The sequence below is a fragment of the Corallococcus sp. CA041A genome (genome assembly GCF_003612075.1).
Taxonomy (GTDB): domain Bacteria; phylum Myxococcota; class Myxococcia; order Myxococcales; family Myxococcaceae; genus Corallococcus; species Corallococcus exiguus.
Window position 1 is genome coordinate 22421 of the sequence record NZ_RAWF01000012.1, and the last position, 12160, is coordinate 34580.

Annotated in this window: 7 protein-coding genes; 4 read left to right on the plus strand and 3 right to left on the minus strand. The window is 68.5% G+C overall.

Annotated features, from left to right (window positions below; translation table 11 throughout):
- The first annotated feature begins 38 nt into the window (after positions 1-38).
- Both D7V77_RS03995 and D7V77_RS04000 read left to right on the plus strand, forming a co-directional pair.
- A complete protein-coding gene (locus D7V77_RS03995) occupies positions 39-1796 on the plus strand; it encodes an MYXO-CTERM sorting domain-containing protein (RefSeq protein WP_120574937.1) in 1758 nt (585 codons plus the stop codon).
- Entirely contained in the window at positions 1793-3631 is a 1839-nt protein-coding gene (locus tag D7V77_RS04000; RefSeq protein WP_120574938.1) for a GspE/PulE family protein, read from the plus strand. Before D7V77_RS03995 ends, D7V77_RS04000 begins: the two co-directional genes overlap by 4 nt.
- 66 nt (positions 3632-3697) lie before the next feature.
- On the opposite strand, the gene D7V77_RS04005 is transcribed toward D7V77_RS04000, so the two are convergent.
- The 3 genes from D7V77_RS04005 to D7V77_RS04015 all read right to left on the minus strand — a co-directional run bounded on the left by D7V77_RS04005 (position 3698) and on the right by D7V77_RS04015 (position 9710).
- Positions 3698-5230, minus strand: a complete 1533-nt coding sequence (locus D7V77_RS04005; RefSeq protein WP_169820980.1) for a hypothetical protein — start codon at positions 5228-5230, stop codon at positions 3698-3700.
- Between the two features lie 101 nt (positions 5231-5331).
- The gene (locus tag D7V77_RS04010; RefSeq protein ID WP_120574940.1) at positions 5332-7314 is read right to left on the minus strand and encodes a hypothetical protein; all 1983 of its coding nucleotides are present in this window, start codon (positions 7312-7314) and stop codon (positions 5332-5334) included.
- On the minus strand, positions 7314-9710 hold the full coding sequence (locus tag D7V77_RS04015) for a bifunctional UDP-sugar hydrolase/5'-nucleotidase (protein ID WP_120574941.1): 2397 nt from the start codon (positions 9708-9710) through the stop codon (positions 7314-7316). Before D7V77_RS04015 ends, D7V77_RS04010 begins: the two co-directional genes overlap by 1 nt.
- A gap of 130 nt (positions 9711-9840) precedes the next feature.
- Here D7V77_RS04015 and D7V77_RS04020 point away from each other — a divergent pair, with 130 nt between their 5' ends.
- Together D7V77_RS04020 and D7V77_RS04025 are read left to right on the plus strand one after the other, a co-directional pair.
- On the plus strand, positions 9841-10521 hold the full coding sequence (locus D7V77_RS04020; RefSeq protein ID WP_120574942.1) for an NUDIX hydrolase: 681 nt from the start codon (positions 9841-9843) through the stop codon (positions 10519-10521).
- Positions 10522-10604: 83 nt separating this feature from the next.
- Entirely contained in the window at positions 10605-12074 is a 1470-nt protein-coding gene (locus D7V77_RS04025; RefSeq protein ID WP_120574943.1) for an MFS transporter, read from the plus strand.
- Positions 12075-12160 lie beyond the last annotated feature (86 nt).

Consider the following 12160-nt stretch of genomic DNA (forward strand, 5'->3'; position numbering starts at 1 on the left):
AGCGCCCCGTGCGGACGTGACGTGACGAGGTGCGGGTGATGATGCGTGGGACGCAGCGGAGTGTCTTCCTCCTTGGACTGCTGGCGCTGGCCACGACGGCGCAGGCCCAGGGGGGCTACCAGTTCCTGGATCACTGGGTGCTCAACAACAGCCAGGACCCGTTCCCGTACTACGTGGACGCGCGCAACAACCAGCCGGCGGGCAATGACATCTCGTTGGTGGAAGACGCGGTGAAGAAGTCCTTCCAGGCCTGGCAGGACGTGGACTGCGCGTGGCCCGCCTTCACGTACAAGGGCCGCTCCACCATCGTCCCCATCCCGGACGTGAACGATCGGCTGGACGGCTTCAGCGTCGCCGCCATCTGGGTCACCGACCCGCTCAGCACCCAGTACAAGGACGTGCTCAACGAGACGAGCGTGTCCGTCGCGGTGCCTCTGAGCCACGGCGGCAACGTCTACCAGTGCGACATCTTCCTCAACGCCGTGCGCTACAAGTTCACCTCGTTCACCCCCACGCCCGCGGGCTTCATGGACATCCAGACGGCGGTGATGCGCGAGGTGGGCCACTGCCTGGGCCTGGGCAGCACGTATGAGTACCCGGACTCGGTGATGTACTTCGCGCAGGAGACGGGCGTGCAGCGGCGCACCCTGTCGTCCTATGACCGGGGCGCGTTCTGCCAGCGCTACCCGCAGACGGGAGCGGTGGGCTCGCCCTGTGACACCACCGCGTGCTCCGCGGGGCTCACCTGTGTCACGACCCAGTCCACCACCAGCGGCAACTCGATGAAGATCTGCTCCAAGGCGTGCCCGTCCGGTGCGCCCGGAGCCTGCCCGGACCCCTACCAGTGCCGCGCGTCCACGCTCATCGCCGGCTCGCAGTTCGCCTGTCTGCCGGAGGCGATTGGCACGGGCACCAAGGTGGGCAACCCCTGCGCCAGCGCCTCCTCGTGCGGCGCGGCGGATTCGCGCTGCCTCACGGACGCGGACAAGACCCCCGCCTTCCCGGCCTGGAAGGACGGCTACTGCACGGAGTCCTGCGTCGCCAACGCGGACTGCCCCACCGGCTCCACGTGCGCATCCGTGGGCTCCGTGGGCAAGCGCTGTCTGAAGAACTGCCGCCCGGGAAAGGGTGACTGTCGCGACGGCTATACCTGCAACACGCTGCCCAACGGCGGGGGCGACGTGTGCGTCGCCGACTGCTCCACCAACAACGACTGTGGCTCCAACTACGCCTGCCGCTCGTGCGACCACGCCTGCGTGCAGCAGCTGACGGGCACGCGCAGCGTTGGCGACCCGTGCCTCCAGGATTCGGAGTGCGGCTTCAACCAGCAGTGCCTGAAGCTCAACGGCAACCCGCAGGGCGTGTGCGCGGAGCCGTGCTCGGTGGCCGCCTGCACGTGCGGCCCCGGCAGCACCTGCCGCTCGGCGGGCACCGGCGAGGACCGCTTCTGCTTCCGCGACTGCGGCACGGGCACCTGCTCCTCGCCGCTCCAGTGCGTGCCGTTCCAGGAGGGGACCGCCTGCATCGCCCCCTGCCGCACCAACCAGGACTGCCCCAACGGCCTGTACTGCGGCAATGGCGGCCAGTGCTACGACCCGTACGTGAAGACGGACGGCGGCACCTGCACCCTGTGCAGTGACGGTGGCACGCCGCCGCCCCCTCCGTTGGACGGCGGCACGGGCGGAACGAACAACGACCCCGGCGGTTGCGGCTGCCAGAGCGGCCCCTCCTCCGCGGCATTCCTCGTGGGGCTCGGGGTGTTGCTCCTGGCCACCCGCAGAAGGAGGAACGTGTGACCCAGGCGGCTCCCCCCGGAAGCAGCGGCCCCTCGCGCGGCGCCACGGATTTCACTCTCGGCTTCGTCCTGGAGGCCCTGGTCGCCCAGCGCCTGCTGACACCACAGCAGGCGCAGGAGGTGCTGGCGCGAGAGCCCGCCGCGCGCGCCCGCGTCATCAAGGCGCAGGCCGGAACGGGCAAGGACGCGGCACGCTATGACGTGTCACCCGTGGAACTGGTCGCGGCCTTCCAGATTCCGGCGCCGGGGGGGCGTGGCGTGCTGGACGAGGACCGCGTCACGGAGGCCGCCGCGCGCGCCGCGGGGCTGGCCTACCGGAAGTTGGATCCGCTGAAGATGGACATGGCGCTGGCCACCCGCACGGTGTCCCGGCCCTACGCGCAGAAGCACGTGCTGCTGCCCCTGGAGCGCACCGAACAGGGGCGGCTGCGCGTGGCGGTGGCCAACCCCTTCGACCGCGAGCTCTTCGAGTCCTTCCACCGGCTCACCGGCGAGCCGGTGGAGCCCGTGCTGTCCGCGAAGACGGACATCCTCCGCTCCATCGCGGACATCTACGGCTTCAAGAAGACGCTGGCCCAGGCCGCGGACGACTTCAGTGGCGCGAACGCGCAGATCGCCAACTTCGAGCAGCTGGTGTCGCTCAGCGGCACGCAGGAGCTGGAGGCGTCCGACCGGCCGGTGGTGCAGGCGGTGGACTACCTGCTGCGCTACGCGTTCGACAATCGCGCGTCGGACATCCACATCGAACCGAAGCGGGCCACCGCCGTGGTGCGCCTGCGCATCGACGGTGTGCTGCACCCCGTCTACACGCTGCCCGCGCAGGTGCACCCGCCCATCGTGTCGCGCGTGAAGATGCTGTCGCGCATCGACATCTCAGAGAAGCGCCGCCCCCAGGACGGCCGCATCAAGACGGAGCGCGACGGCCGCGAGGTGGAGCTCCGCGTCTCCACGCTGCCCACCGCGTTCGGCGAGAAGGTGGTCATCCGTATCTTCGACCCGGAGACGCTGGTGCAGGACATCGCCCAGCTGGGTTTCGATCCGGACGAGAAGGGCCACTTCGAGTCGTGGATTGATCAACCCCACGGCCTCATCCTGGTGACGGGCCCCACGGGCAGCGGCAAGACGACGACGCTCTACTCCGCGCTCAAGGCGGTGGCGGGGCCGGACGTCAACGTCACCACGATTGAAGACCCCATCGAAATGGTGTGGGACACCTTCAACCAGGTGCAGGTGCAGCCCAAGGTGGGCCTGGATTTCGCGGGGGCGCTGCGCCACATCCTGCGCCAGGACCCGGACGTCATCATGGTGGGCGAAATCCGCGACGCGGAGACGGCGGAGAACGCGATTCAAGCCGCGCTCACCGGCCACCTGGTGCTCTCCACGCTGCACACCAACGACGCGCTGGGCGCGGTGGCGCGCATGAAGGACCTGGGCGTGCCGGCCTTCCTCCTCGCTCAGAGCCTGCTGGGGGTCATGGCCCAGCGCCTGCTGCGCCGCGTCTGCGTGCACTGCGCGGAGGACGCGGTGCTCACGCCGGACGAACTGCTGGCACTCGATGCGCCGCTGCCGCTGTTGCCCGGCGGCGTGAAGCTGTCCAAGGGCGCGGGGTGCGTGCGCTGCCGCGGCACAGGCTTCTCCGGCCGCACCGGCGTCTTCGAAATCGTCTCCACGAACCGGGAGGTGCGTGAGCTCATCGCCCGCGAGGCGCCCTACGAGCACCTGGTACAGGCGGCGCGCCGCGGTGGCATGCGCACGCTGCGCGAGGCCGCCGTGCGCAAGCTGGCGCAGGGCCTCACCGCCTTCGACGAGGTGGTGCGGATGACGTCCGCCTTCTAGAAACACGAAGGGCCCGCCGTGATGCACGGCGGGCCCCGCGAAGCTGCCCGAAGAGGGCAGGGCGGCCTAGAAGCGCGCCTGCAGCAGCGTGTTGAAGCCCAGCGCGTGCGGCTTCTCGAAGTTCGGCTGCGCGATGCCCGTCACGTCGTCCTCGAACGTGGTCCGGTTGGTGTCGTACGTGTAGTAGACCTCACCCACGGCCGCGACCGTCTCCGACAGGTCCCACCGGAAGGTGGCCTTCGCGGACCAGATGAGCTCCGCCTCGCAGGCGCTGGTGCCACCGCAGGTGCTGGGCAGGATGCTCAGCTGGTTGGCGTCACGCACCACGACCGTGCGCGTCCCGGTGAGGCTGGGGGGCGGGTTGCTGCCGCCCACGAGCGGAACCGGGCTGCGGAAGGACGCCGGCTGCTGCGCGCCGATGATGAAGCCCGGCGTCAGGTGCAGCTTCTCGATGTTGTAGTCCACGCCCAGCGCGCCGAAGACTTCAGGCTTCAGGACCGTGCCCGTGGGGAAGTCCTGGAACGGGGGGAAGCCCGGCACGTCGAACTGGATGAAGGACAGGCTGCGCACCAGCGCCAGCGCGTTGAAGCGGAACCGGTTCAGCTTCGCGCGGCCCTGGAAGGCGAGCGCCACGGCCCCCTGGGGCTTGGTGGCGCCGAACTTGTCCGGGTCCTGCAGGGTCTGCGTGAGGTAGCTGCCCTCCAGCGACAAGGAGTACGACAGGCCACCCGGGTACGTCTCCGGCGCGAAGAAGCGCTGGTAGATTTCCGGGTCGTTCTTGTAGAGCCGGAAGTCCACGCTCGTGCCCACCGGCACGCCCACGTGGTAGACGACCTGCCCGGACACGCCGGCCGAGTTGACGCCCGCCTCGATGGACTGGTTCGCCAGACCCGGGACGATGCCCTTCTGGAAGTAGCCGCCGCCGGCCTCCACGCGCAGCGTCTCCAGGATGTCCCAGCCCGCGCCGGCCATCACGCCGTAGAGCGTTTCCTGCTCCAGGATGAGGTCGTTGAGCACCAGCGCCGTCTTGCCGCCCACGTACGCGTACCAGCGGTCGCGCGTCACCTGGAACTTGGCGCCCGGCACACCCGCCGCGGACGCGCGGTTGGTGAAGATGGAGCTGCCGCCCCAGGAGATGCGGTACGCATAGCCCAGACGGAAGCGGTCCGCGGACACCGGGAAGCCGGTGAGCGAGATGCCTTCCTTCTCACCCCAGCCCGGCGGCTGGTAGTTCAGGCGCACGTAGCTGGAGTTGTCGAGGATGTCGACACCGCCAGACGGGCGCTCCAGCACCAGCAGCGTGAGGGCCGCCTCCGTCGTGAGGCCCTCGAAGAACGCCGGCATGCGCTTGTAGAGCACGACGTTCGACAGCGACTCGAAGCCGGAGAACCGGGTGTTGAAGTTGTCGTAGAACTGCGTGTTCTGGTTGCCCGCGCCAAAGCGCGCGTTCGGGCTGTTGGGAGTGGTCTCTCCCGCGCCCGCCAGCACGTTGTCGTCCGCGAAGACGAACGACAAACGGGTGTCCACGAAGTCCCCGGCCCAAGCGGGCGCGGAAAGGGTTGTCAGGCCCGCCAGGGCCAGCGTCTGCAACGTTTTCAAATTCCCTCCAGGAAGCGGTCCGGGGGAGACCGCTCCTCCCAGCGCCCCGGCTTACCGCCGGGGCGCGCAATGCGACTGCTCAAATCAAAGGTGAATGGCGACTACGGGCACGGCTTGATGGGCTTCGGGCACTCCATCCCGGGCCCGGGGTAGCAGCACAGGTCGTCCTGGTCTCTCGGCAGGACGTTCCAGCGCGGACGCGCCGGACCCACGTGCTTCAGGTGACCCACGACGTCGAAGGTGGCCGCGCGCAGCTGCTTGCACTGGAGCGCCTTCGCCGCGTCGGCATCGTTCTCGTTGCAGTCCGGGTTGAGGTCCGGCACCGCGTCCTTGATCTGCAGGCTGATGCGCGAGCGCGTGTCCGGAGCGACCTTGCACGCGGCGTTGGCCGTGGCGGCGGCGTCGCGCACCAGCGCGACCGTCACCTCGGAGCCCTTCAGGGTGTACTCGAAGCGGGTGTTGGCCGCGATGAGCGTGTCCGTCTGGTCCGCCGTCACGCTCACCGGGCCGAAGCGCGCGTGCACCGGCTGGGTGCAGATGATGTTCATCCGGTAGCCCTGGGGCAGCGACTTGTCCGGCCGCACGGGCGTGGTGCCCACGTTGACGTTCATGATGCGGTTGGGGACGGACTCGTCCATGCCCATGGACGCGGGACCGGTGGCGTTCATCTCCACCACGAACTGACCGAAGCTCGTGTACGTCGTCTTCTCCGCGCAGATGGTGCCGGCGTACTCGCCAATGCCCAGCGTGCAGTCGATGACGCACTGGCGCTCCGGGAGGTCCGGATCATCCGGCGGCTCCTCGAAGCAGTTCTGCCAGGTGCGCGACGCGCTGCTGCCCACCGGGCAGAACATGGGCATGTCGTTGTTGCCGTTGGCGTCGCAGTTGCGGAACACCTTGGGGAACTTCACCCGGCGCAGCTTCACCAGCGAAGACTCCAGGCTCTCCATCTTGTAGTTCTTGTAGCTGTAGCCGCACAGGATGTCGTCCAGGTACGGCGAACCGCTGTAGCCGCACAGCCGGCCGTTGATCTCCACGGGCGGCACCTGGGCCAGGTACTTGTTCCACTGGTCCTGCGGCAACAGGCGCACGTTCTCCCGCAGCGTCCAGGCGGGGAAGCTCATCTGCGTGGTGTTGGTGAACTCCGCCACCGTGCCGGACAGCGTCCAGAGCAGGTCGCCGGAGTCCAGCCCTTCCGGGAAGGAGTAGTTGTAGATGTAGATGCTGTTGAAGCGGCCCGGGTTGAAGCCATCCGGCTCCGCGGTCTGGACGTTCGCGCCCGTGACGCTCTTCTCCAGCACGCGGCAGGCCGTCATGTCCGTGACGTAGAAGCCGCTGGAGTCCGTGCCCGTCACCAGCAGCATCATCTGCTTGCCGTTGTTGGGGTCGGACGGGTCGCAGTTCTGCGTCAGCGGCTCGCCGGACTCCGGATTGCGGCCCACGCGCATGAACTGCTTGATGAAGACGCTCGTCTCCGAGCCGCCCTCGGGCAGGTTGATGGTGGCCAGGGAGGGCTCCTCGAACCGGATGCCGTGGGACAGGCCGGTCGCGAGGGTGCGCGTGGCCGGCTCCTGGGGCAGCTGGGACAGGTCGCCCACGACGCCGCCGTCCGCGTAGACCAGCTCCAGGTCCTGGTCCTGCACCCAGACGTGCGTCTCGCCGTACAGGTGGGCCACGCGCACGGTGCCGGTGCCCTTGCCGTTGGTGAGCTGCGTCCAGCGCTGGCCGTACTCACCGGTGAGGTCGCCCGGGATGACCCGGAAGGACACCGGCCCGTTGAAGGTCGTCATCTCCCCGCCGGTGCCGTCCAGCGCGGTGATGGACAGACCGATGTCCACGTCCGATCGGGGCAGGGTGTAGGGGCAGTCCGTGGTGCCACGCACCTCGGGCGGCACCGCGGCCTGGTCGTTGCCGTACTTCCCGGCGCAGGCGTTCACCACCGGCAGCAGCGTCGCGGCGGAGCCCCCGGTGGTGATGCTCGTCACCTCCACGCGGAAGGACGTGAGTCCGGTGGGCTCCTCGGACTCCTTCGTGTAGCAGCCGGCCGCCAGGGCCAGCGTGGACAGCAGGAAGAGTCGCTTCATTACTTCACCCTCCGCCCGATGCGGCCATCCTCGATGGCGCTCGCGATGGGCATGGCTGTGGGCTTCTCACAGAATGAACGCAGCTGGCTCGTCACGTTGCCGCACGTGGGGTTGTTCCCCGTCAGCAGGTCCCGGCAGGTGCAGCGGCCGGTGTAGGGGCCTTGCGGCAGCGCGCACTGCTCCAGGGCCGCCTGCTTCGTCGTGTCCGCCAGGCCGCACCGGGCCATGGCCGCCGGCTGCTCCTGGGCATTGTCGGTCACCTTGAGCAGGTCCCGGCACGAGCAGCTGCCCACGGTCTTGTCGAGCCCTTCCTCGAAGGCCTTGGACACCTTGCAGGAGTTCAGCGTCTTCTCGTCCACCGTCCACTTGCCGCCGACCAGCGAGCCGCAGCGCGTGCCGTTGCTGGACGTCTCCCGGCCGTTGAGCAGGTCGTCGCAGTTGCAGAAGCCCTGCATGTAGCCGATGAGCGAGTCGCGCAGGCTGATGCCCGTCTCGATGCGCGTGGTGTTGCGCTTGAGCACCGTGAAGCCGGAGCCGCCCTTGGCGATGTAGTCGTTCACCGCGACCTTGTACGTGCCGTTGGTGTCCAGCGGCCGGCCGTTGATCTCGATGTTGATGCCCGGGTGCGCCCAGCAGCGCGAACCCGCGGTGTCCTCCAGGCACTGCCAGGGCGCGTGGCCCTCGCGGTTCTCCTGGGGGCAGGCGGTGGCCACCGTGGCCGGGGTGCACGCGACGCGCAGGTCGTTGAGCTGCACCTGGGCGCAGTCCATGGTGAAGCGGGCGCCGGAGACCTGCGCCTGGCTCACGCACCCGCGCTCCGCGGAGCGCTCGGTGACGAAGTCGAACATCTCCTGCATCTCCGCGCCGGACAGGTACATGATGTTGATGGTGTTCTCGAAGGGGAACACGTTGAACATCGCCTCCTGCGTCACCACGCCCGCGTAGAGGTTGTCGCGGATGCCCAGGGAGTTGGTGAGCGCCATCTCCGCCTCCACGCGGTTGCGCTTGCGCATGGAGTCCGCGGCGATGTTGCCCAGCGGCGAGTCACCGCCGTTGGAGTTGTTGCGCCGCTGCACGTCCAGGGGGGCGTAGGAGAAGATGGAGGTGAGCTGCAGCTTCACGTCCATGCCCAGCAGGTACGGGATGAGCAGGTCCGTCACCTGCGCGTCCTCCTGACGGCCGCACTCGGCGATGGCCTCGCGCACGCCCGGCGCGTTGATGAACTCGCCCGGGTCCCAGAAGATGTTGTCGTCGAAGCGGTACTTGCGCATCGCCTCGTTGCACCAGAGCGCGTCCACCGGGAACGCGTGGTAGTCCTGGCTGACGACCTCGGCGCCCTCGCCCTCGCCCAGCTGGTTGGGCATCTTCACGACCAGCTCCAGGCGGCCCACGTACTTGGCGAACGCGCCCGAGTGCGACAGCACGACCTTGCGGCCGGCGGGGTCCGTCACCAGCTGCGGCGGGTTGAGCACCACGTGCAGGTGGCCGCCCAGGATGACGTCCATGCCGGTGACGCCCGCGATGTGCACGCGCACCACCGACTTGTCGTTGCCTTCCGGCCCGAACCACTCCAGCACCTTCCACGCGTCGTGCGAGCGGTTGATGAAGGGCTTGGCGCGGCCGTACTCATAGTAGCCCTCGTAGCCCTGGATGAGATCCTGGTCCTCGGTGAGGCCCAGGTGGCTGACGATGACAATCAGGTCCGTCACCGGGCGCAGCAGCTCCACGTAGGCGCGCGCGGCCTCGTTCTGCTCCAGCGGCGTCACCTGGAGGCTGTTGCCGCCCTCCACGATGGAGTTGAGCGAGGAGATGTTCGCCATGCCGATGACGCCCACCCGCAGGCCCTTCACCGTCCGGATGCTGTAGGGGGCGGTCACCATGGAGGCGCCGTTGGTGCCGGTCGTCTTCGGGTCGTCCCAGTAGTAGTTGGCGGCCAGCAGCGGGAAGTTGGCGAAATTGCGCGCCTTCTGGACGAAGTTGAGGGCGCCCGCGTCGAACTCGTGGTTGCCCACCACGGCGGCGTCCAGACGGGTCTCGGAGAGGAAGCGGAACTCCGCCTCGCCCGTGTTCACGTTGAAGATGGGCGCGCCCTGGAAGCAGTCTCCAGAGTCCAGGTGCAGGACGCGGTCGCCCTTCGCGCGCTCGCGCTTGAGGATGGACCCGATGCGCGTGGCACCGCCAAAGGGACCGGCCTCCGGGATGAGCTCCAGGTCCTGGTCCGTCTTCAGCGGCGTGAAGTCGTACGGGACGAGCCGCGAGTGGATGTCAGAGGTATGGAGGAGGGTAAGCCGCACCTCCTGACCTTCGAGGTGGTAATCCTGGCCTTCCAGCACAGGCATGCACGAGGCGAGGGCCAGGGCGCAGGCGCAGAAGAGGCCGAGCAGTGCGCGACACATTCGTGGCGGATCCGTGATTCGTAGAGAGTGACGACTTGAGGACGGCGCAACCTACGGGATCAAGGGTGCACGGGCAAGCAACGCCACCGTGGCACCTCCACCTACCAGGACACCAGGAGAGCAGGCAGACATGCGTCCCAGCAGTTCCAATGTAACTGACATCGAGATCATCGAGGATTTCTCCGCCACGGCGCGTTGTGACGAGGGTTTCCTCCGAGTGCGTCGGCTGCGCTGCCGCAACCGGCGCGCGGATGGCTCGTCGTCTCCGGTGTACCGGGTGGATGTGGTGGACCGGCCCCGGTTGGACGCGGTGTCGGTGCTCATCTACCGCCGTGCGTCGGATGGAAACGTGGAAGTCCTGACGCGGATGAACCTGCGCCCCGCGGCGTACTTCCGCCGCGAGCAGACCGCGTCCATGACCGTGCCTGACACGGTGAGCCATCTGCGCGTGGAGGAAATCGTCGCGGGGCTGCTGGAGCCCGCTGACAAAGGTGAGGAGGGGCTTCGCCGCCGCGCGGCGGAAGAAGTGAAGGAGGAGGCGGGCTACACGGTGCGGCCGGAGGACATCCAGCTGTTGGGCGGCGCGTTCTTCCTGGCGCCGGGCATCCTGTCGGAGAAGGTCTTCCCGGCCGCGGTGGACGTCACCGGCGTGGCGCAGGGTGAGGTGGAGGGAGACGGCTCTCCATTGGAGGAGGGCATCCACCTTCAGTGGCGGTCGTTGAGCGCGGTGCTGGACGCGTGCCGTCGGGGTGACATCGCGGACGCGAAGACGGAGGTGTCCCTCACGCGGCTGCTCGCCCGGCTTTCCTGACGCCGCTTGCTGTTTCCGGGGGGAGGACGGACGGGGTAGGGTGCTGCCCCGTTCCGCTTCCTCCTGCAGGCGAGGTTCGTCGCATGTCGTCGCTGCCCCCGTGGCTGGCCCAGCTGCTCCCCATCGTCATCCTGCTCGGGGCCATTGGCCTGGTGCTCTCACGGCTGCCGAAGGTGGAGCTGGGGCACACCGATGCGTTCCGCCGCCGCCGCTTCTTCAACTGGTTCCCGCTGGGCCTGACGTACGCGTTCCTCTATATGGGGCGCTACAACGTCAACGTGGCGACCAGCGCCATGGGCGCGCAGACGTCCAACGCGGACTTCGCCACCATCTTCTTCTGGGGGACGCTGACCTACGGCGCGGCCTTCCTCCTCAATGGCCCGCTGACGGACAAGCTGGGCGGCCGCTTCACCATCCTGCTGTCCGCGGGCGGCAGCGCGGTGGCGAACATCGCCATGGGCGGGCTGGTGTACGCGGTGCTGAAGAACGGCTGGGCCCCGCCGGGCGGCGTGGTGGCGTGGCTCGCGTTCCTCTACAGCGTGAACATGTACTTCCAGAGCTTCGGCGCGGTCTCCATCGTCAAGGTGAACGCGTCGTGGTTCCACGTGCGCGAGCGCGGCCAGCTGGGCGGCGTGTTCGGCATCCTCATCTCGCTGGGCCTGTACTTCGCGTTCGATTGGTGCCGCTTCATCGCGGACGCGGCGCCGGTGTGGTGGGTGTTCTTCGTGCCCGCGGCGCTGCTGCTGGGCTTCCTGGTGCTGGACTTCTTCGTCATCCGCGACACGCCGTCGCAGACGGGCCACCCGGACTTCGACACGGCGGACGCTTCCAGCGGGGAGACGGGCCCGGCGCTCACCGTGCCGCAGATGTTCGGCAAGCTGTTGAGCAACCGCGTCATCCTCATCATCCTGGGCGTGGAGTTCTGCAGCGGCTTCCTGCGCAACGCGGTGATGCAGTGGTTCCCCAAGTACGCCAAGGCCATTGGGGAGTCCGGCGGCTTCGTGGCCTCCAACTGGGGCATGCTGTCGTGCGTCGCCGGCATCCTGGGCGGCATGTTCGCGGGCGTCATCAGCGACCGCATCTTCGACTCGCGCCGGGGCCCCGTGTCCGCGGTGCTCTACGCGGGCCTGCTCCTGGGCGCTGTCGGCGCGGTGTTCCTCCTGGGGACGCCGGGCGCCGGCTGGTCCGTGGTGTTCATGTCCCTGTGCGTCATCGGCGTGCACGGCATGCTGTCCGGCACGGCCACCATGGACTTCGGCGGCAAGAAGAACGCGGGCATCGTGGTGGGCATCATCGACGGCGCGGTGTACGCGGGCACGGCCATCCACGCGCTCGTCTACGGGGCCATCCTGCCCACTGGCGACGCCATGAAGGACCCCGCCAACTGGAAGCCCTGGCCCCTGGCCATGCTGCCGCTGGCAGTCGTGGGCCTGGTGCTGGCGACGCGGGTGTGGAACGCGAAGCCCCAGCCCAAGGCGGCGCCCCTGCCGGTGGGCGACGTCGTCCCGGGCGCCGTGCCGGGTGCGTCTTCTCGTACGGGCACCAACGGTTGAGGCTCCAGCGGAAGGGCGTCCGGTGTGCCCCCCCGGACGCTCTACTGCCCCGAAGTGAGGGTGACTCCCGTGTGACAGCCCTGTGA